The sequence below is a fragment of the Streptomyces sp. NPDC003023 genome, from assembly GCF_042888225.1.
Lineage (GTDB): Bacteria > Actinomycetota > Actinomycetes > Streptomycetales > Streptomycetaceae > Streptomyces.
In genome coordinates, this window is sequence record NZ_JBIAPL010000004.1 from 342,112 (window position 1) to 362,561 (window position 20,450).

The 20,450-nt window shown below is 72.0% G+C and carries 19 protein-coding genes, 1 tRNA gene and 1 pseudogene; 10 read left to right on the forward strand and 11 right to left on the reverse strand.

What is annotated here, in order from left to right:
• Positions 1–7: 7 nt before the first annotated feature.
• Complete coding sequence (locus ACFYV1_RS16710) at positions 8–1,591, reverse strand: alpha/beta hydrolase (RefSeq protein ID WP_389396199.1); 1,584 nt, start codon at positions 1,589–1,591, stop codon at positions 8–10.
• A gap of 145 nt (positions 1,592–1,736) precedes the next feature.
• On the opposite strand from ACFYV1_RS16710, the gene ACFYV1_RS16715 reads away from it, so the two are divergent.
• From ACFYV1_RS16715 to ACFYV1_RS16760, 10 genes are all read left to right on the forward strand, one after another.
• Positions 1,737–2,993: an ATP-grasp domain-containing protein gene (locus ACFYV1_RS16715; RefSeq protein WP_389396200.1), complete on the forward strand. Its 1,257-nt coding sequence runs from the start codon at positions 1,737–1,739 to the stop codon at positions 2,991–2,993.
• Positions 2,994–3,178: 185 nt separating this feature from the next.
• Positions 3,179–3,937, forward strand: coding sequence for a Rossmann-like domain-containing protein (locus tag ACFYV1_RS16720; protein WP_389396448.1), 759 nt, complete (start codon positions 3,179–3,181; stop codon positions 3,935–3,937).
• Positions 3,934–5,025, forward strand: a complete 1,092-nt coding sequence (locus ACFYV1_RS16725) for a PLP-dependent cysteine synthase family protein (protein WP_389396201.1) — start codon at positions 3,934–3,936, stop codon at positions 5,023–5,025. The genes ACFYV1_RS16720 and ACFYV1_RS16725 overlap by 4 nt, the downstream gene beginning before the upstream one ends.
• A complete protein-coding gene (locus tag ACFYV1_RS16730) occupies positions 5,022–6,191 on the forward strand; it encodes a mandelate racemase/muconate lactonizing enzyme family protein (RefSeq protein ID WP_389396202.1) in 1,170 nt (389 codons plus the stop codon). Before ACFYV1_RS16725 ends, ACFYV1_RS16730 begins: the two co-directional genes overlap by 4 nt.
• Positions 6,188–7,453, forward strand: coding sequence for an MFS transporter (locus tag ACFYV1_RS16735; RefSeq protein WP_389396203.1), 1,266 nt, complete (start codon positions 6,188–6,190; stop codon positions 7,451–7,453). Before ACFYV1_RS16730 ends, ACFYV1_RS16735 begins: the two co-directional genes overlap by 4 nt.
• A 10-nt stretch (positions 7,454–7,463) precedes the next feature.
• On the forward strand, positions 7,464–8,258 hold the full coding sequence (locus ACFYV1_RS16740; RefSeq protein WP_389396204.1) for a class I SAM-dependent DNA methyltransferase: 795 nt from the start codon (positions 7,464–7,466) through the stop codon (positions 8,256–8,258).
• Between the two features lie 138 nt (positions 8,259–8,396).
• Positions 8,397–10,016: an ABC transporter substrate-binding protein gene (locus ACFYV1_RS16745; RefSeq protein ID WP_389396449.1), complete on the forward strand. Its 1,620-nt coding sequence runs from the start codon at positions 8,397–8,399 to the stop codon at positions 10,014–10,016.
• Entirely contained in the window at positions 10,013–10,966 is a 954-nt protein-coding gene (locus ACFYV1_RS16750) for an ABC transporter permease (protein ID WP_389396205.1), read from the forward strand. Before ACFYV1_RS16745 ends, ACFYV1_RS16750 begins: the two co-directional genes overlap by 4 nt.
• Positions 10,963–11,748 (forward strand): ABC transporter permease, encoded by a 786-nt coding sequence (locus tag ACFYV1_RS16755; protein WP_389396206.1) that lies wholly within the window; start codon positions 10,963–10,965, stop codon positions 11,746–11,748. The genes ACFYV1_RS16750 and ACFYV1_RS16755 overlap by 4 nt, the downstream gene beginning before the upstream one ends.
• On the forward strand, positions 11,745–13,280 hold the full coding sequence (locus ACFYV1_RS16760; protein ID WP_389396207.1) for an ABC transporter ATP-binding protein: 1,536 nt from the start codon (positions 11,745–11,747) through the stop codon (positions 13,278–13,280). Before ACFYV1_RS16755 ends, ACFYV1_RS16760 begins: the two co-directional genes overlap by 4 nt.
• A 365-nt stretch (positions 13,281–13,645) precedes the next feature.
• Here ACFYV1_RS16760 and ACFYV1_RS16765 read toward each other — a convergent pair whose 3' ends face one another.
• The 10 genes and pseudogenes from ACFYV1_RS16765 to ACFYV1_RS16810 form a co-directional block, all read right to left on the reverse strand.
• A complete protein-coding gene (locus tag ACFYV1_RS16765) occupies positions 13,646–14,290 on the reverse strand; it encodes a hypothetical protein (RefSeq protein WP_389396208.1) in 645 nt (214 codons plus the stop codon).
• A gap of 630 nt (positions 14,291–14,920) precedes the next feature.
• Positions 14,921–15,490: a hypothetical protein gene (locus tag ACFYV1_RS16770; RefSeq protein WP_389396209.1), complete on the reverse strand. Its 570-nt coding sequence runs from the start codon at positions 15,488–15,490 to the stop codon at positions 14,921–14,923.
• Positions 15,491–15,617: 127 nt separating this feature from the next.
• The gene (locus ACFYV1_RS16775; protein ID WP_389396210.1) at positions 15,618–16,202 is read right to left on the reverse strand and encodes a hypothetical protein; all 585 of its coding nucleotides are present in this window, start codon (positions 16,200–16,202) and stop codon (positions 15,618–15,620) included.
• Positions 16,195–16,746: a SigE family RNA polymerase sigma factor gene (locus ACFYV1_RS16780; RefSeq protein WP_389396211.1), complete on the reverse strand. Its 552-nt coding sequence runs from the start codon at positions 16,744–16,746 to the stop codon at positions 16,195–16,197. The genes ACFYV1_RS16775 and ACFYV1_RS16780 overlap by 8 nt, the downstream gene beginning before the upstream one ends.
• Positions 16,747–17,054: 308 nt before the next feature.
• Positions 17,055–17,489: a DUF5959 family protein gene (locus tag ACFYV1_RS16785; protein WP_389396212.1), complete on the reverse strand. Its 435-nt coding sequence runs from the start codon at positions 17,487–17,489 to the stop codon at positions 17,055–17,057.
• Positions 17,490–17,542: 53 nt separating this feature from the next.
• Positions 17,543–17,617: transfer RNA gene (locus ACFYV1_RS16790), tRNA-Trp, on the reverse strand.
• A 213-nt stretch (positions 17,618–17,830) separates the two neighbouring features.
• Positions 17,831–18,286 (reverse strand): hypothetical protein, encoded by a 456-nt coding sequence (locus tag ACFYV1_RS16795; RefSeq protein WP_389396213.1) that lies wholly within the window; start codon positions 18,284–18,286, stop codon positions 17,831–17,833.
• A gap of 484 nt (positions 18,287–18,770) precedes the next feature.
• On the reverse strand, positions 18,771–18,986 hold the full coding sequence (locus ACFYV1_RS16800) for a DUF6243 family protein (protein WP_389396214.1): 216 nt from the start codon (positions 18,984–18,986) through the stop codon (positions 18,771–18,773).
• Between the two features lie 371 nt (positions 18,987–19,357).
• A pseudogene (locus ACFYV1_RS16805) lies at positions 19,358–19,714 on the reverse strand (response regulator transcription factor); the annotation flags it as partial.
• A gap of 149 nt (positions 19,715–19,863) precedes the next feature.
• Positions 19,864–20,091, reverse strand: coding sequence for a hypothetical protein (locus tag ACFYV1_RS16810; RefSeq protein ID WP_389396215.1), 228 nt, complete (start codon positions 20,089–20,091; stop codon positions 19,864–19,866).
• Between the last annotated feature and the right edge of the window lie 359 nt (positions 20,092–20,450).

Below are 20,450 nucleotides of genomic sequence, written 5' to 3' on the forward strand. Positions count from 1 at the left end.
AGAGGGGTCAGGGTGTCGGCAGTCCGGGGCCGGCGCAGTGCACATCCGCCGCCGGGACGGTTCCGTGGATCAGATACGCGGCCGCCGCCTCGTCCACGCACGCGTTGCCGCGGCTGGCGAAGACGCCGTGCGAGTAGTCGTCGTGCAGGGTCACGAGACGTGATCCCGGCAGTCGGCTCGCCAGTCGCCGCGCGCCCTCGATCGGCGTGACGGGGTCGTACTCGGACGCGACCAGCAGGACCGGCGGGGCTTTTGGACTGCCGAGACGGGTACGCAGAGCGGGCCGGTGGTGCCAGTAGGCGCAGGCGGAGGCTTCCATGCCGGTGAGGACGGGCAGCGGGTCCAGCCGGCGTATTCGCCGCAGGTCCGTCACGACGCGGGAGGCCGAAGGGCCGGGGCCGTCGGCGCACTTCACGGTGCGGTTGGCGGACTCGTACGTACGGGAGGCAGGGCTGTCGAAGGGCTCCTTGGGGCGGAGCAGTGCGGTGCTGCCGTCGCGCAGGTACGCGCGGATGCCGTCGGCGAGGCCCGCCCAGCGCTCGGTGCGGCCGAGGGCCCGGTAGACGGCCCGGTCGAACTCGGCGGCTCCGAAACCGTCCTGGGGGCGGGCCGCCAGCCGGTCGCGGGCGCGTTCGTAGGCATCTCGTACGCCGGCGGACCCGGAACCGGACCCGGAACCGGACCCGGACCCGGAACCGGACCCGGAACCGGACCCGGACCCTGAACCGGACCCTGAACCGGACCCTGAACCGAGGCCGAAGCGCTCCTCGTGCCGGGCGGCCCAGGCGAAGAACACCTCGCGCTGGCGCAGCAGGGCCTGGCTCTGCAGCAGGTCGAAGTCGTACCAGTCCCACGGGCCCACGACACTGTCGAGCACCATCCGGCCGACGTGCCGCGGGAACAGGCCCGCGTAGGCGGCGCCCAGGTAACTCCCGTACGAGACACCGAGAAAGCTGATCCGGTCCTCGCCGAGGGCGGCGCGGATGGCGTCCATGTCGTGGGCGGTCGCGGTGGTGGACAGGTGCGGCAGGGCCTCGCCGACGCCGGTGGCGCAGTCGTCCGCCATGCGTTCGAGCGAGTCGAGGTACGCCTTCTCCGCGGTGCGTCCGACCGGTACGGGGTCGGGGCCGGGACTGTCGAAGAGGCCGCCCATGGCGCCGCAGTCGGCGGGCGCGCTCCGCCCGGTGCCGCGTGGGTCGAAGCCGATGACGTCGTACGCGCGACGCACGCTCTCCGGGAGTTTCGCCCGCTTCGTGACGGCGTAGGACAGCCCGGACCCGCCTGGTCCGCCCGGGTTGACCAGCAGGACGCCGCGCCGCTCCTTCGGTGTCCCGGAGGCGGGCACCCGCGAGACGGCGATGTGTATCCGCCTGCCGTCCGGGTCCGCCCGGTCCAGCGGGACCTCGAGCGATCCGCATTCGACCCGGTCGGGTGCGGGCGGGGCGGGTACGGACTTCGGGCAGGCGTCGAAGCGGAGCGGGGTGGTGGTGCCGCGGGGCTGGGCGGAAGCCGCGGAGGCCGGCGTGGCGGTCAGGGCGAGCGCGGCGACGAGGGCGAACAGGGCACTTCGGGGACGTACGGCGTGTGACACGGATCTCGCATTCGGGAAGCGACGTTCCATCAGGTGACAATGAAAACGATTATCGATAAGGTCGCCCTCGGTCAAGCCGGTGGCGCCCGCGGGGAGTCGCCGACGGGACAGGAAGCCTCAACCGCACTGTGAGAAGGGGAAAGCCGTGGCTCATCTGCTGATGGTCGAGAGCTGGGTCGGATCGATGAGCAGACTGCTGCCGAGGGCTGTCCGCGAGGCAGGCCACGAGTTCACGTTCCTGACGCGAGATCTGCACCACTATCTGCGCTCCGCACCCGAGGGCACCGCACATCCCCTGCTCGCCGCCCGGCACGTGCTCACCACGGAGACCAACGACACCGACGCGCTGCTCCCGTTCGTCGAGCGGGCCCATGAAGTGCTGGGCTTCGACGGAGTGATCACCTCCTGCGACTACTACCTGCGGACCGCCGCGCGGATCGCCGGCCGTCTGGGGCTGCCCGGACCCGCACCGGAAGCCGTCGAGAACGCGTGCCGCAAGGACGCGACCCGCCAGGTGCTGGCCGAAGCGGGGCTGCCGGGACCGCGCTTCGCGGTCTGCGCCGACTGGGCGGAGGCCGCCGGCGCGGCCCGCGAGATCGGCTATCCGCTGGTGCTCAAGCCCGTCGACCTGTGCGCAGGGATGTTCGTACGCCGCGTCGACGACGAACCGGCGCTCGCGGACGCCTACCGGGCACTCGCCGGATTCCCCGTCAACGCCCGCGGCCAGCGCCGGGCCCCCGTCGTGCTGCTCGAGGAACTCCTCGAAGGCCCGGAGGTCAGCGTCGAGACCGTGTCGCACGCCGGGACGTCGCACGTCATCGGCGTCACCGACAAGAGCGTCGGCGGCGCCCCCGCCTTCATCGAGACCGGCCACATGTTCCCCGCCGCGCTGTCACCGGCGGACCACGAGGCGGCGGTGGAGACCACGCGCCTGGCCCTCAAGGCCCTCGGCCTCGACGGCGTCGTGACCCACACCGAGATCAAGCTGACGGCCGACGGCCCGCGCGTCGTCGAGGTCAACCCCCGCCCCGCGGGCAACCGCATCACCGAGCTCATACGCCATGTCACCGGCATCGACCTCGCCGCCGCCTGCGTGGATGTCGCTCTGGGCCGCGAACCGGATCTGCGCCCCCGGGCCACCGGACTGAGCAGCGCCGCCATCGGCTTCCTGGTGCCGGACAGGGAGGGGACACTGGAGGCCGTCGACGGAGCCGACGCGGTGCGCGGCGCCGACGGCCTGCTGGAACTCCAACTCGCCGAGCCGGGCAAGGCCGTCAAGGCCGCGGGCAGCAACAACGAGTACCTGGGCCACGTCATGGCCTCGGACGCCGACGGCCCGGGCGCCCGCGATCGCGTCGAAGCACTGCTCGCCGGGCTCAGCCCCCGGGTGGTGACCCGATGACCACCCTCGACGGCGTGCGGAACGACGGCGCACGGAACGACGGCGCACGGAACGACGGCGTGCGGAACGACGGCGCACGGAACGACGGCGTGCGGAACGACGGCGTGCGGAACGACGACGCACGGAACACGGCCTCCTCCTGCTCCTCCTACGACGATCTCGTCGAGCGCGTCCTGGACGGGAGGATGGGCCCCGACCCGCGCGGCGTGCGGGTCGCGGTCGCCTTCACCACCCGCCAGGCGGTACGGCACGAGGGACGCAGCGGCGGCTACCGCAACGAGGTGCTGAGCCTGCGTCTCGCCGAAGCGGTGGGTTCCTGCGCGGTCGAACCGGGCCGGCTGCCCGACAGCGCCGTCGAGGACTGCGTCGGCGCGGACATCGCCCGCCTGCTGGAACACGAACTGCTGCCGGTACGGGTCGCCGCCCTCGACGCGTACCTGATGCACACCCTGCCGCACGTTCCCGAGAACGGCGCGCGGCCCTTCCCGCTCGCCGCCGGCACGTCGCTGGAGAAGTCCCGCGCCAGGGCGGCGGCCGTCGTTGACCTGGTCGACATCCCGCCCGGTGCCACCGTGCTCGTGGTGGGCGTGGTCAACTCGCTGCTGGAGGCGCTGCGGGCGCGCGGCCTCGCGTACATCCCCTGCGACCTCAAGGGCGGCGCGACCGAGTGGGGCGAGCCGGTGTCCACGGACGCCCTGGCGGAGCTGGAGCGCTGCGACGCGGTCCTCGCCTCCGGCATGACCCTCGGCAACGGCAGCTTCGAGCCCCTGCGGCAGCACGCACAGCGCCACGGCAAGCCACTGGTGATGTTCGCGCAGACCGGCAGCGCCGTGCTGCCGCGTCTGATCGGGGCCGGGGTGAGCGCCGTGTGCGCGGAGCCGTACCCCTTCTTCTGGCTCGACGGCGGTCCGGGGACCGTCCACCGCTACGGAGCCGCCCTGTGACCACGGCCGTGCTCGGCACCGGGAACACCGCGGGCAACCGGCAACTGCTCGGCCTGCTCGGCCGGACCCCGCTCGCCCGCGTCTTCGTCGACCTGCCGTGCCCGCAGCCGGGCTTCTGGGCCAAGCTCGAAGGGCTCGGCGTCGGTGGGATGAAGGCCAGGGCGGCGGTCTCCATGCTGCTCGGCGCCGAGGAGCGCGGCGAACTGCGTCCGGGCGCACCGGTGGTGGAGTCCACGTCAGGCACGCTCGGCGTCGGACTGGCCTTCGCCGGGCAGGCCCTCGGCCACCCGATCGTGCTGGTCGGCGACATCGAGCTCGAACCGTCGATGCGGCAGCTGCTGCGCTCGCACGGCGTTCGCCTGGAGCTTGTCGACCGTCCCGCGGCGGAGGGCGGCTGGCAGGCGGCCCGGCTGGCCAGACTGCGCGAACTGCTGACGCTGCTCCCGGACGCGTACTGGCCCGACCAGTACAACAACCCCGACAACACCCTGGGTTACGCCTCCCTGGCAGCCGAACTGGCCACCCAGCTCGACCATCTCGACGTGCTGGTGTGCAGTGTCGGAACGGGTGGCCACAGCGCGGGCGTCATCGGCCCCCTGCGCCGCCACTGGCCCGGCGTACGGCTCATCGGAGTGGACGCCACCGGTTCGACGATCTTCGGTCAGCCCGCGAGACCACGACTGATGCGCGGTCTCGGCAGCAGCATCCACCCGCGCAACGTCGCCTACGACGCCTTCGACGAAGTCCACTGGGTCGGTCCCGTGGAGGCCGCCGACGCGTGCCGTCGGATGGCCGCCGGCAACTTCGTCAGCGGGGGCTGGAGCACCGGGGCAGCGGCACTCGTCGCGGCCTGGGCCGCCCGCGTCCACCCGGGGGCCGTCGTCGCCACCGTCTTCCCCGACGGGCCGCACCGCTATCTCGGCAACGTCTACGACGACGACTTCGCCGCCGCCCACGGCCTCGACCCGGCGACGGCCGCCACCCGTCCCGTCGAGATCCCGAACCCGCGTGCCGTGGAGGCCACCGGATGGGCCCGGTGCCGCACCGTCACCGATCCACTCGACACCACCTTGGAAGAGAACCCGTGAAAGCCGGCCGGCGCACCGTACGCCTCGAACTCACCGAACCGCTGCGCATATCCCGCTCCACCATGACTGCCCGTGAGGCGGTGTGGCTGACCGTCGAGCACGAAGGGCTGCGCGGCCACGGGGAGGCCGTCAGCAGCGTGTACTACGGCCTGGACGCGGACACGCTGGAACGGCTGCTGCAGGTGGAGTCCCACTGGTTGGCCCGCTTCGCCGACCCCGAGACCGCGCTGGAGGCCTTCCGGGCCGGCGAGCGGGAAGGTGCCGCCCCGCCGGCCGTGACCGCCGCCGTGGAGTCGGCGCTGCTGGACCTCGTGGGCAAACGCGCGGGCGTCCCGGTCCACCGGCTGCTCGGCGCCGAAGGCGTTTCGCCCGGCACTCCGCCCGGCACTCCGCCCGGCACTCCGCCCGGCACTCCGCCCGGCGTCGCGCCCGGTGCCCCGTCCGGTGCCCCGTCCGGCGTCCCGTCCGGCGTCGCGACCGCCCGCACCATCGGCATCACGACACCGGGACGGGCCGAGACGCAGGCCGCCCGCCTGGTACGGGACGGATTCTCGGTCCTCAAGATCAAGGCAGGGTCCCCGGACCCGGCAGAGGACCTTGACCGCGTACGAGCCGTACGCGCCGCCGCCCCCGACGCACGGCTGCTGCTGGACCCCAACGGCGCGTGGGACGCCGGCACGGCGGAGCGACTGCTGCCGCTCTTCGCGGAGCTCGGAGTTGAGGCCGTCGAGCAGCCGTTGACGCCCGGCGACCCGGAGGCCCTGGCGAAGCTCGCTGAACGCTCACCGCTCCCGGTCATCGCGGACGAGGACGCGGTCGACCACGAGGACGCGCGCCGCCTCGCCGGACGTGTCCAGGGGATCAACGTCAAGCTCGCCAAGTGCGGCGGCGTGAGCGCCGCACTGCGGATCGCCGCACTCGTCGCGGGCACGGGCACCGAGCTGATGCTCGGCTGTCTCACCGCCAGCACGCTCGGCATCGCCCCCGCCGTCCATCTCGCCGACCGCGCCCGCTGGATCGACCTCGACGGGCATCTGCTGCTCGCGCAGGACCCGTGGACCGGGATCGGCGGCTTTGACGGCACCGTACGGGCGGGCGACGGCCCGGGTCTCGGGGTGCACCCGAACAGCGAGGCCGCACAGGGCGCCGAGGAGGCACGGGAGTGAGGACATGGCACGAGATACGAGGGTTCCCGCTCGCCATCCGGCTCCTCCTGGTCAACCAGCTCGGCGTCAACACCGGCTTCTACCTGCTCGTCCCGTACCTCGCCCTGCACCTGGGGGAGAACCTGGGGATGTCGGCGGCCGTCGTCGGCATCGTCCTCGGGGTCCGTAACCTCAGCCAGCAGGGCCTGTTCCTCATCGGCGGATCGGCATCCGACCGGCTCGGAGCGCGCGGCGTCATCATCGCCGGGTGCGCCCTGCGCACCGTCGGCTTCGGGCTGTTCGCGCTCGGCGACGGGCTCCTCGTACTGCTCGCCGCCTCCGTGCTCAGCGGGCTGGCCGGTGCCCTGTTCAACCCTGCCGTGCGGGCGTACCTCGCCCTGGAGGCGGGCGAGCGCAAGGCCGAGGCGTTCGCCCTGTTCAACGTGTTCGCCACGACCGGGGCGCTGATCGGACCGCTGCTCGGCAGCGCCCTGCTGCTCGTCGACTTCCGTGCCTCCGCGCTCACCGCCGCCGGGATATTCGCGGTGCTCACCGTCGCCCAGGCCATGGTGCTCCCCGCCCGCAAGGCGGTGCCGAGCGGGAACAGCGTCCTCGCCGACTGGCGGGAAGTGGTCGGCAACCGGCGCTTCCTGGCATTCGCCCTGGCCATGGTCGGCATGTTCACCATGGAGAACCAGCTGTACCTGCTGCTGCCGGAGGGCGCGCGCCGGGCCACCGGCTGGGACGGTGCGGCCGGCCTCGTCTTCCTCGTCGGCACTCTCACCAACCTCTGGCTCCAGCTCCGTATCACCCGCGCGTTGAAGGAGCGCGGCAGCCGCGGCCGCTGGATCGGCGCCGGACTCGCGCTGATGGGGCTGTCGTTCCTGCCGCCGATGGTGGTGGCGGGATCGGGGACGGCTCCCGACGGCGTCGCGGACGCGGTGCTGCGCGCTCTGCCCGTCCTGGCCGGGGCCGTTCTGCTCTATCTCGGGGTGATGATCGCCCAGCCGTTCGTGATGGAGCTGATCCCGGGCTTCGGCCGGAGCGAGCTCACCGGCACGTACTTCGGCCTGTTCTACGTGGTGTCGGGCATCGCCGCCGCGGTGGGCAACGCGCTCGTCGGCTGGGCCATGGACGCGGGTGAACACGCGGACGCGCGCTGGCTGCCGTGGGCCTGCTGCGTGCTGATCGGGCTCGCGTCCGCCGCCGGCGTCGCCTGGCTGCACAGCCGCCGGGTCCTTCCCGGCGCCACCGCGACCGTACCGGCCGGCGCGACGGTGTGAGGAGACACGTATGACGACCACCACGAACCTGCTCACCGACAACCCCGCGCTCTACGAGGCCCGTTTCCCCGACCCGGACCGGGCCGCCGGGCGCTGGGCGGAGGACTGCCTGCGGCGGTACGGGGCCGGCGCGCGCGTCCTGGACATCGGCTGCGGCACCGGCCGCGACGCCGCCCACCTGCACGGCGCCGGTCGCAGGGTCACCGGCGCCGACCTGTCGGACGCGATGCTGGCGTACGCCGCGGAACACCATCCCGGCCCCGCGTACGTACGGGCCGACCTGCGCGCCTTCGACCTCGGCCCGCGGTCCTTCGACGCGGTGGTGTGCCTGGACAGCGCGCTTCTGTACTGCCACACCAACGACGACCTCGACGGCTTCCTGGACTCCTGCCGCCGCTCGCTCGCCCCCGGCGGCCTGCTCGTCGCGGAAATGCGCAACGGTGCCTTCTTCCTGGGCCGTACGGAACTGCTGGACGCCCCGACCGTCAACGGCTTCACCTGGCAGGGAACCGCCTACCGCTCCACCACCACCCTGTACGTCGACAGGAGCGCGCAACTCCTGCGCCGCACACGGGTGTGGACGGCCGACGACGGTTCACCGCCCGTCGAGCAGCGCTCCGCGTGGCGCCTGCTCTTCCCCCAGGAGCTGCGCCACGTCCTGACCGCGCACGGCTTCGAGGTGCTGGACCTGCACGACGGGCCAGGCCCACGCACCGAGCCGCCGTGGCGCGAGGGCGATCTGCCGGGCCCGGCGGCCGACGCCGACCGGCTCCATCTCGTCGCTCGCCTGACACGACCCGTCTGAGCCCGGCTCCCCGCCTTCACCCGCTCGCATCACAGCAAGGACACCGCCATGAACGGCACCCCGATGAACGATCCCTCCGTGAACGAACCCTCCGTGAGCCACGCCTCCGTGAGCCACGCCTCCCTGGGCGACGTCTCCATGAGCGGCGGCTCCCTGAGCGACCGGGCAACGAGCGGCGCCGTGAACGCCCGCCGGTTCCCCGGCCTGCGCCGCCGCGGCTTCCTCGCCGCCGCCGGAGGCGCCGCGGGGCTCGGTGCCCTCGCCCTCACCGGCTGTGCCGGATCCGGCCCCTCCACCTCCGCGGGCAAGGGCGAGGGCAAGCCCAAGCGGGGCGGACGGCTGCGCGCCGCCTTCGCCGGCGGTGGCGCGAGCGAGACCCTCGACCCGCACCTCGCCAACCTCTTCGCCGACGTCGCCCGCGCCAAGGCCCTCTTCGACAAGCTCGCCGACTACGGTCCCGACCTGGCCGCACAGCCCCGCCTCGCCGCCCGGTGGGAGCCGAACGCCGGCCTGGACCGCTGGAAGGTCACCCTGCGCGAGGCCTCCTTCCACGACGGCAGGCCGGTCACCGCCGCCGACGTCCTCCACAGCTACCGGCGCATCGCCGACCCGAAGAAGGCGTTCCGCGCCAAGGCGTCCCTGGAGCCCATCGACCTCGAGGCGAGCCGCGCCACGGACGACCGGACCGTCGAGTTCGTCCTCAAGCGTCCGACGGCCGAATTCCCGAACGTGCTCGCGGCGTTCGGCGCGTACATCGTCCCCGCGGGCGAACAGGACTTCGACAGGAAGCCGGTCGGCAGCGGCCCGTTCCGCTTCGTCTCCTTCGCCCCCGGCAGGTCCGCCGTCCTCAAGCGCAACGACGACTACTGGGACGGCGCCCCCCACCTCGACGAGCTGGAGTTCGTCGTCGCCAACGAGGAATCCGCCCGCGTCAACGCCCTCCTCGGCGGCCAGGTCGAGTACGCCCACGAACTCAACCCCACCACCGCCCGTGCCCACGAGGGCAACGGCCGGATCGAGATCGTGCGGCTGCGCAACAGCGTCATGCAGTGCTTCGCCATGAAGACCGACCGCAAGCCCTTCGACGACAAGCGCGTCCGTGAGGCGTTCTTCCTGATCGCCGACCGCAAGGAGCTCGTCGACGGCGCCCTGTCCGGCGCGGGGGAGATCGGCAACGACCTGTTCGGCAAGGGCTACGAGTACTACGCCGCCGGCCTGCCCCAGCGCGAACAGGACCTCGACCGGGCCAAGGCACTGCTGAAGGAAGCCGGGGCGGAGGGCCTCGAGGTCACCCTCGACACCTCCCCCGTCGCCGCCGGATTCACCGAGGCCGCCGCGATCTTCCGCGACCAGGCCGCCAAGGCCGGCGTCACCGTCCGTATCAGGACCGGAAGCAAGGACAGCTACTGGAAGGACATCCTCGACTCGGGCACCATCTGCTCCTACCGCTCCGGCGCCATGCCCATCGAGGCCCACATCTCCCAGCGACTGCTCAGCGGGTCCACCACCAACGCCACCAAGTGGCACCACAAGGACTTCGACGCCCTCTACCAGCAGGCGCAGTCCACCAAGGACAAGCAGCAGCGCGCCGCCGTCTACGAGCGCATGCAGCGCCGTCTGCACGCGGAAGGCGGCTTCCTGGTCTGGGGGTTCTCCGACTGGATCCTCGGCACCGCCCCCCGCGTCCGGGGCGTCAAGGCCGACGCACCCGCCAACTCCCTCGACTGGGCACGCTTCGACAAGGTCTGGCTCGCGTGAGCGGACTGCGCTCCTGGATCGCCCGGCGGCTGCTGTTCGGTGTGGCGCAGACGGCGGCCGTCGTGCTGCTGGTCTTCGCCCTCACCGAGGCGCTGCCGGGCGACGCCGCCGTCGCGCTCGCCGGGGACCAGCCCGACCCCGAGCGCATCGCCGCCATCCGTGAGGCGATGCGTCTGGACCGGCCCGCGCACGAACGTCTGGCGGACTGGGCGGCCGGTCTGCTGCACGGCGACTTCGGCACGTCGCTGGCCTCCGGGCGGCCCGTCAGCACGTACATCACGGGCGGCTTCGGTCCCACGATGTTGCTCGCCGGCCTGACCGTGGCGCTGCTCGTCCCGGTCGGCGTCGGCCTCGGCGTGCTCGCGGCCCGCCACGAGGGCCGGCTCGTGGACCGGCTCGTCAGCTCGGTGACGCTCGGCGTGTACGCCGTGCCCGAATTCGCCTTCGGGGTACTGCTGATCACGGTCTTCGCCCTGCGACTGGGCTGGCTGCCACCGACCGCGGTCGGCTACGGCACCGACCTGCTCGCGCACCCGGCGGCCCTGGTGCTGCCCGTCCTCGTCCTGCTGTCCCGGCCGGTGTGCTCCCTCGCCCGCCTCGTACGGGCCGGCATGATCGACGCGCTGGCCTCCCCGTACGTCGCCCAGGCCCGCCGCTACGGCATCCCCGGCACCCGCGTCCGGTACGGGCACGCCCTGCCGGGCGCCGTCGCGCCCGCCGCCCAGCAACTCGCCCGCACCGTCGACTGGCTGCTGTGCGGGGTCATCGTCGTGGAGGCCCTGTTCGTGATTCCCGGCCTCGGAACCGTCCTGATGAACGCGGTCGCCGAACGCGACGTCCCCGTCGTCCAGGGCCTCGCCGTCGTCTTCGGTGTCGTGACCGTCGTCCTCAACATCGGCGCCGACCTGGTCGCACGCCGCTTCGCCCCCCGCATGGAGGTGGCGGCATGAAGCCCCGCTTCGCGCTCGGCGCGGTCGTCGTCGGCGTACCGCTCGCCCTCGCCCTGCTCGGACCGCTGCTCGTGGGCGACCCCGGTCCGCGCGCCGCGTCCTTCACCCTCGGCGGCGGGCACTGGCTCGGTACCGACTTCGTCGGCCGGGACGTGTGGCGGCAGGTGCTGCTCGGAGGGCGGTCGGTCGTCCTCGTCGCCCTCGCGGCGACGGCACTCGCCTACCTGGTGGCGCTTCCCCTGGGCCTCATCAGCGCCCTCACGCACCGCACCTGGCTCGAGGAGCTGCTGATGCGGCCCCTGGACGTGCTGCTCGCCGTGCCGTCGCTGCTGATGATCCTGCTCGTCGCCGCCGTGTTCTCACCGGGCACGGTGGGGCTCGCGCTGCTCGTGGCGCTCGTCAACATCCCGGACGCCGCCCGTATCGTGCGGGCCGCCGCCGCGGAGGTCGCCTCGCGCCCCGCGGTCGAGGCGCTGCGGATGCAGGGCGAGTCCTGGTGGCGCACCGCCGTCGGCTACGTCGGCAGGTCGGTCACGCGCACGCTCGCCGCCGACGCCGGCGTACGGCTCACCGGCGTGCTCTACCTGGTGGCGACCGCCGCGTTCCTCGGCGTCGGCGTGGAACCGGACGCCGCCGACTGGGCCGTGATGGTGGACCGGAACCGAACCGGACTGTTCGTGCAGCCCTGGGCCGTGGTCGTGCCCGCCCTGCTCATCGTCGCCCTCACCATGGGCGGCAACCTGCTCGTCGACGCCCTGCTGGAGAAGAGGAAACGTACGTGAACGCGGTGCCTGTCGCGGAGATCAAGAACCTGCGCGTGGAGGTCGGCGGCCGGGCGATCGTCGACGGGGTGAACCTGCGGGTCCTCCCCGGCAGGATCACCGCCCTCGTGGGCGCGTCCGGCAGCGGCAAGACGACCACGGGCCTCGCCCTGCTCGGCGAGCGTCCGGCGGGCGCCCGCGTCAGCGGCGACGTACGCGTACCGGACGGACTGGTCGGCTACGTTCCCCAGCACCCGGGCGCCGTCCTCAACCCCGCCCGCCGTGTCGGCGCACTGCTGCGGGACATCGCCCTCACACAGGTACGGCGCCTGCCGCGGGCCGAACGCCGCGCCGCCGTCCGTGAACGCGTCCTGCGGGCCCTGTCCCTCGCCCAGCTCCCCGACGCCGAGACGATGCTGCGCCGCTACCCGCACCAACTGTCGGGCGGCCAGCAGCAGCGCGTCGTCCTGGCGCAGGCGCTGCTGCTGGGAGCCAAGGTGATCGTCGCCGACGAACCGACCACCGGCCAGGACGTCCTGACGAAGCGGCGGATCGTCGACCAGTTCGCGGCCGTCTCCCGCGAGGGCATCGCCGTCGTGCTGCTCAGCCACGACCTGGAGGTCGTACGGGCTCTCGCCGACGAAGTGCTGGTCATGCGCGACGGACGCGTGGTGGAGTCGGGTCCGGCGGAGCGCCTGTGGTCCGCGCCCCGGCACCCCTGGACCGCCGAGCTCCTGGCCGGCGAGAGCACCACCGGCTCCGTCGAGCCGCCCGCCAACAGCGGCGCGGAAGTCCTGCGGACCCTGCCCCTCACCGCACGGCACGGTCGTACGACCGTGCTGCGCACTCCCGGGCTCACCCTCCGCGCCGGTGAATGCCTTGCCGTCGTCGGCCGGTCGGGCAGCGGCAAGACCACGCTGGGACGCTGCCTGGTCGGTCTGCACCGCGACCACGACGGCGAGATCCTCCTCGACGGCAGCCCGCTCCCGCGAAGTCTGCGCGACCGCACGCGCCGGCAACTGGCCGCCGTGCAGTACGTCTTCCAGGACGCCAGGGCCGCCTTCGACGAACACCGGCCGGTCCTGGACCAGGTGGCCCGCACCGCGGTCCGGCTCCGCGGAGCGACCGAGGCGGACGCGCTCCTCGAAGCCCTCCGCACGCTGACCGATCTCGGCCTGGCCGAAGACCTCGTACGCCGCCGGCCGCCCCAGTTGTCCGGTGGGGAGCTCCAGCGCGCCGCGCTCGCCCGAGCCCTGCTGGCCCACCCCCGCGTGCTCATCTGCGACGAGATCACCTCCGGCCTGGACACGGTCACCCGGCGCGGCATCCTCGACACCCTCGCCGGTCTGCTGCGCGAGCGCCGCGATCTGTCGCTGGTCCTGATCACCCATGACCTGGACACCGCCGCGCCGGCCACCCATATCGCCGTCCTCGACGGAGGCGAACTCGTGGAGGAGGGCCCGGCGCGGCAGATCCTCACCTCGCCACGGCACCCGTTCACCGTCGCCCTGATGGAGACCGCCGCACACCTGACGGCACAGTCGCGGGCCTAGCAGCGGCCGTGAGGAGCGCTGACGTCCGTCCGTCGTCCTGCGCTTCGGCGCTGCCTCCCACGGCCCGGCAAGCACGCAGGCGCCCGCCTGTCCGCCGGAGTCCCGCATCCACTCCCGGTACCGGATCGATCCGGAACGGCCCCCGTCCGTGCCGGCCCTCCGCACCTGGTACGGAACGGTTCTCAAGGCGGAGATCCGTTCGCACGGCGACGGCATCCATCTCACCGTTCCCCGGCCTCGATGGCGCCGGGGCGCGCCGGGCGAGGACGACCCGGCCCGGCCCCGGCGGTCGTAGCGGCGAGGCACAGGCAGGCGTGGGACCTCAGTTGGCCCGGACGACCGGGCTGTCCTCGAGGCGTGGGACCTCAGTTGGCCCAGACGACCGGGCTGTCCTCGTACGCGTCGCCCTCGTCGAACGAGGCGGCCGTGACGGGCGCGCCGTTCGTGGCGCTGAGGGCGCAGGTCTCGAACGACGCACCCTTGGTGGTGAACTCCTTGGGCGCGCTCTCCTTGTCGCACTTGCCCGCGATGTCGCCGATCAGCACGACGCCCGTGCCGCTGCCGTCCTCCAGCACGCCGTCCAGCCTCACCGACGCGTACGACAGGTCGGTGCCACCGACGTTCTCCACCTTCATCTTGATGAAGTAGGGCGTCATTCCCTTCGCCTTCTCACCGAAGGCGGCCATGTCGGCCTCGGTGCCCTTCTCGATCGCCGTGACGGTCACGGCGATGGTGCCCTTCTTGCTGCTCGAGTACTCGAACGGCAGAACAGCCCTCTCGCCGACCTTGAACTTGGTGCCCGGTGCGGTGACATCACCCTCGACCGGAGCGGCACCGTCGTCGCCGCCCTCGGTGGCCGGGGGTTCGCTGCTCGGCTCGGACGGAGCAGAGGCCGACGCCTCCGGAGAGTTCTTCGCCGCCGATCCCTCCTCACTGCCGCCACAGGCCGTGAGCCCGAGCCCCGCGGTGACCAGAGCAGCCGCGAAAGCGATACGTCCCTTGTGCGTCACTATTACCTCGCTGGTTACGAGAGCTGTCCGATACGACAGCTCGAATGTGCGATTCCTCAAGAAAATGACCGACAATGCAGCCGGACGTGCCGGAGTATCCTGACACGGAATTCCGTTGCTCAGGCGCACAGTTGCACCTCCCGGAATACGTCTGGTACACGCCGGGAACACGTCTGGTACACGCCGGGAACACGAGACGGCTGCCGTACGGCTCGGCGGACGCCGGCTCCGACGGCGGCCGTCTCCTCGGCCGAATTCCGCGCGCCGGTGTCCTGTCCCGCCGCGGCTCGCAGCCGGGGCCCTGCGGCCCGATTAGCGACCCGGAACTCATGGCCGCCGCCGCAGAAGGAACGAGCGCTCGTAATCCGAAACGCCTTGAGAATTCACCGTCGAATCCGGACTCGCCTTCAACCCTCTTAGGTCGCCAATTCGGGTGACTTGGGCGACTTGAGCGACTCGGCGCACGCGGTCGATATCGCGGACAGACGCGTCGCATCGGCCGACCGACTTGATCGTCGTCGGGAAGGGGAGCGACCCAGGGGCCGCCGTCACGACGCGGCGCCGAGTCCCGGCCCTACGTACGGGCACGAGGGCCCAACGGGCGGCAGGAGTGGGACCCGGCCGGTGCCTTCAGGACGTGTACAGCGACTGGAGCCGGGTCACCCGGCCCTCTCCGTCGAAACTCAGGTCGTACCCGACGAGCGTGCGGGCCGAGGACGACTGGGCCGTCAGCCGCTTGACGAACTCGGCCTGGGAGAAGGGCGCGGCATGCTTCTCATCGCCGATCGGGACCGACAGCAGCAGCTGGGCGTCCTCGGCCATGGGCACCTCCGTGTAGGGCCCCTCACCCGGAACGATCACCCAGGCCTCGAACTGCGGGTGTGACTCCTTCTGGGCGGGCCGCACCGACAGGTACGTCCGTCCACCGCTGGTCCTGGCCTCGTTGATCTGCACGAACTGCTTGGTACCGGCCCAGGGGGCGGCACTCTTCGACGCCGACGCGTCGTCCGGGCCCGCATCGCCGTCCGACGCGGTGGCAGGGACCGTCGCGTCGGCCGACGCGGAAGGAGTCGCCGTTGCCGCGGGTGCGGTGGGAGCCGCCTGCCCGTCGTCCTCGGCACCGCACCCGGTGAGGGCGACAAGGCTGAAGGCGAGAGCGGCGACGCAGCGTACGGTGGCCCGGCGGTGTGAGAAGCGCATGGACAAGGGGTCCCCCAAGGATCATGTGTGGTTCGGCTACACGGTCTCTACGCGCAGCCTCACCCTCGGGGTTGCATGCCGATCCAGTTTATTTTCGCGCCGCCCGCCCCGGCGTTCCGGTGCGGACTCAGTCGGCGAGCCAGTACGCCTCCCGCAGTGAGCGCACCTGGCCCGCGCTGTCGTAGTCGATCGCGAAAACCCACTGCCGCTCGGCGGACAGTCGGTCCACCAGCCGGTCCAGCCGCACGTCCGCAGGGGCCCCGCCCGCCAGTCGCCGTGCCTCGACCAGCGTCCCCCGCGGCAGGGTCAGTGTGTGAACCACACCGGAGGGTGCCGTGGTCCCCCGCACGGTACGGAGCTGCTCGACGGTGACCCGCACCGTGTCCCCCTTGAACACCGCGCCGTACACACGACCCAGCTCGGCGGCGTACTCCTCACCCGGAGCGGGTATCGGCGGCACGAACCGCGAAACGGTGGGCGTCGGGTCGGCGGCGGGCGGCTCGGCCCCCCGGAAGGCTGTGGTCAGTGACAGGCCCCCCGCGGCCAGAGCCACGACCAGCAGCGTGCCGCCGGACGCCAGAGCGGCCCGCCTGCGGCGCAGGCGCTGCTCACCACGCGCTCGGATCCGCTCGGCGGCAAGCGGCGCCGTGTGCCGCCGCCCCGACTCGGCGAGGTCGGCCAGACATACGTCGAGTCCCGTCTCGTCAGCCATGACGCACCTCCGACAGCCGCGTCGTCCGCGGATCCAGCTCAGTATCGGCCAGCAGTCGGGCCAGCGCCGTACGCCCCCGGCTCAGCTGCGCCTTGACCGTGCCGACGGGGGAGTTGGCCTCGGCAGCCACCTGCTCGACCGTCAGGTCGCACAAGTGGTGGAGCACCACGGCCCGTCGCTGCGCCTCGGGGATCTGCCGCAGCGCCTGAACCAGCAGCACATGGTGCGGTTCCGGTGGCGGAACCGTCGCAGGCGGGCCCTGCCGCCGGGCGAAGGCGAGCGCGGTGCGCACCCGCCGCCACCGGCTGACCGCCAGCCGCCAGGCCACCGTGCGCACCCACGCCTCGGGGGCGCTGTCCAGGTCCAGCTCGCTCCGGCGTTCCCACGCCCGGGCGAATGCCTCCTGGACCACGTCCTGCGCCTCGGCGAGGTCGCCTGTCATCGCGTACAGCTGGCCGATGAGCCGGCTGACGCTCGCCGCGTAGAAGGCGTCGAACTCGTGCTCGTCCACACCCCGGCCGCCGCGTGGTTCATCTGGTCGCATGCGCCTCCCGTCACGCTGCACCGTGCCACTTGGCTCCCGCGCAGCACAAGAAGACGGCGACGCGCGGCACCCCCAGAGCCTGCCACCCCGCCGCCCGTCCGGCCTCGCCCCGACGAGTCGCGGTCGATCGAAAGGGGCGGCGTCCGGATCGGTCACCGTCGTCGATGTCCACGAGCGATGTCAGCCTCCATCCACCGAACCCGGGTGACGCCGGCTTCGGTGCGGCACCTGAGCCCGCCGGCTGCCGTGACCCCCTGAGCCCCGCGCCCTGCGGCACGCCTCGGCACGGGCAGCCCCGCGGGAGCTCCTCAGTCCACGGGGATCAGGTGCGCCCAGACGGTGCGAAGCCTCTCGAGCAGGACACGCTGCTCGTCGATCCAGCCACGGTCCACGGTGAGGGAGACGGCGAGTCTTGTGGTCTGCTGGTCCGCGACGGTGACCGTGATCCCATCGTGGTCGTCCTCCCGCCGGTCCAGGCGGATGCCGATCTCGGCGACGCGCGCGGCTTCGCGCCAGACGGCGTCGTTCCCCGCGGCGACCTCGTCCAGCACGTGCGCCCAGCCGGCCAGGTCGGTCGGGTCCACGTAGGTGTCCTGGACGCCGGACACGAAGTCGTTGTGGACCAGGAGCTGTCCCTTCACGTCCGGGATTCCCGGGGCGTACGAGTCGTTCAACTCGACCACGACACTGCCGCCGTACGTGCCGGTGATCCGCAGCACCGCGAACCGCTCGTGCTCCGTCATGTCCACCCCCTGGGTGCTCTGTCGAGTGTCGATGTCGCGCACTCCAGGCCGTGCCAAGCCGACCGGATTCGAACCGGCGTCCTCGCGGTTTTGGAGACCGCGCGCGACCACCTCTGCGCTACGGCTCGGCCCAGCCGCGATCCTAATCCCGCCGCGCCGCAGGACAGACCGAAGCGCCGAATCCCCTGATCACCACAGGACGCGGGCGATCGCCGAGGCCGCGGTACGGCGGTGCTGTACGGACGACCGCTTCCTCCCGCAGCGACTCGGACGACTCATCGGCCTCCGGCTGATGCGCCCACTCTGCCGCTGCTCATCGGCGTTGTCGCGCAGTTGGACGCTCAGAACCGGAGTTCCGCGATCGCCGGATTGGCCGCCAGCCGTGGGTGATCGACGACGAGCTGCGACAGCACGGACTCGCGAAGGACCAGACAGGCGTTCCTGAGATCAACGCGATCGCAGACCGCTTCTGCCGTTGTGTAGGAGCAGGAGACCCGCACCTGCTCGCCGTCCGGGAGGAAGTCGATCAAGTCGGCGTTCTCCGTGAAGCCGATGTTCGTGGGCTCGCCTCGCTCCAGGTCTTCGAGTGCCCCCTTCATCGACCACAGGAAGTCGAAAACGGGCGTCCACGACCACGGCGGTGTCAGATCCACCTCGCCGACCCTGAACGTGAGGTCGGACAGGAAGTAGTACCAGCGCAGGTCGGAGCCGCTGACGACGGCGAGGTCGACTCCCTCGCGGTTCTCCTGGCCTTGGCCCACGTACGGACCGGTCCGGTGGTATTCGATCTTGATCATCGGAACTCCTGTTGACGGTGACGCGCCTTGCCCATGAGCGCGACAGCAGCTGATCATTCGAGCATGAGGCCAGAAGTCCAGGTGTTCGTCGCTGAAGGCCCGCTCCCCGACTGGGACAGGAGCGAAGAAGAGATCGACAGGCGCGACAGGCAGCTTCGGGCAATCTCCCGACCGGTTACGGCGGAGGAAGCACGGGCGCTGGCAGCGTGCTTCGGGACCGACGACTGCTATGGCGTCGCCTGGACGCTGGTGCACCTCATCGAGACGGGCCCTGGACCGGTGCCCTCAGTGGCTCCTCCTGCACCAGACGCCGACCACTGGCACCACACCCTGCGGGGGCGGTGGGGGACACCGGGGCCGTGATCCTCGAGACTCGCCCATGCCTGCTGCCTTGACGCTATGCCAGGGACGGCAGCTGGGCGCCCGGACCACGCACGCGGTCCGGGCCCCTGCTCCTGCGATGCTGCCCTGGCGCGGTGGCGCGTCAGCTCTGTGCGGTGTCGTCGCCCGCCTGCCCGTCGCCTGCCGCTGCGCCTGTCTTCTCGCGCATCTTGCGCACCAGCTCGGCCTTCTGGTCGGCCGCACCCTTGCGGTCGAGGTTCCGGTGCGGTCCGTTGTTCTGCCGCTCTGCGCGGGACAGCTTCTTGCGCTGGCCGCCGCCCATGCCCACGGGGTTGTTGATGTTCTTGCTCACTGTCATGGGTTCTCCCGGATTGATGTGAAGTGATCTACGGATTCATCGACGGGGGACGGGCGCGGCGACGTCGAGGGACGTCAGCAGGGGCCCATCACGCTCTCACTCGTAAATCGGCGTCTGGAAGAACATGACAAAGACGTTACCCGGTTCCGTCGGCCCCGCCCGCCAAGTCTCTCGCCGCCCCGGCGTCGGCCGGGCCTGCCGTGAACGCCCGGCTCAGGTCTCGACGGATGTCACTGGGCCGTTGCCGGCGTGGTGACTGGTCGCGAGCAAACCGGCGACATGAGTTCGGGATCTGTGCAACCCGGCGTGCAAGGCCACTACGGCAAGCGATTGACACGCGTCAACGGGGTGCCCTGTTCCGGGCGTCCCCCTCAGCGTGCTGTCAGACCGCCGTCAGAGGGTGACACGACTCCCGATTCGTATGCCGTGATCACCAACTGGGCGCGGTCGCGGGCGGCCAGTTTGGACAGCAGGCGGCCGATGTGAGTTTTCACCGTGCCCATGCTCAGATGCAGGCGGGCCGTGATCTCGTCGTTCGACAAGCCCCGTGCGATCAGCTCCAGGACCTAGCGCTCCCGTTCCGTCACCCCAGTCAGCAGGACAGCAGCGGGGCCGGGCAGCGGGGCCGGGCGGCGGGCGAACTTCTCGATGAGACGGCGGTTCGCGGACGGGGCCAGCAGGGAGCCAGCCCTGGCGACGACCCGGACGGCGGCCAGGACTCGGCCGGGGTGACGACGGCCTTCCCGGTGAGGACCGCTGCCGCCGCGAGGGCGAGTGAGGCGCCGAGTACCGGCTGCGGCCTCCGCGCCCTGCCGGTCGGCGAGCTGGAAGGCGAGATGGTCCACACCGGCGTGGAACGTCCGGGCGAAGAGCCCCATCACGGCGAGGACCCCGCCCCAAAGGGCCGTTCCAGGACTGCGACGGCCGATCCGCGCCGCCAGAACGGCGAGCGCCGGCCACAGCAGGACGGTCCCGCCGCGAAGGCGCCGTACGAGAGCGCGATCGGGCCGGGGTGCTCGACCCGGGCGGCGAGCTGCTCCGGGAAGAAGAAGGGGAAGGGCAGCCGCAGCAGGACTCCGACCCCCAGCAGTACAGGTGCCGCCACCAGCGAGACGCCGCCCACCCACCGCCCGGGAAAGGGCGCGTCGCCGTCCCACGCCAGGGCAGCAGAGGAACCTTGGCAGGAGTGGCGGCGCCGTGTACGGCGCGTGCTCTCCGCCTCGTTGTCGTCATGTCCTGAACGATCCCGCTCGGACGGCGATTTCCGCGTCGGAGCACGGTCCGATCCTCCCGCCGCCCCCGCATCGGACCGTGGTCCGACATCCGCGAACCCGCGCTCCGAGCTTGGGTCAGCGAGCGATGATGCACGCCCGGCTGCCGCGAAGCCCGCTGCCTTGCGGGGATCTTGGTCAGCCTGGCCTTTGCCGGCCAGGGCAGACGGTCGGTTGGCGGCAGGACTGCACA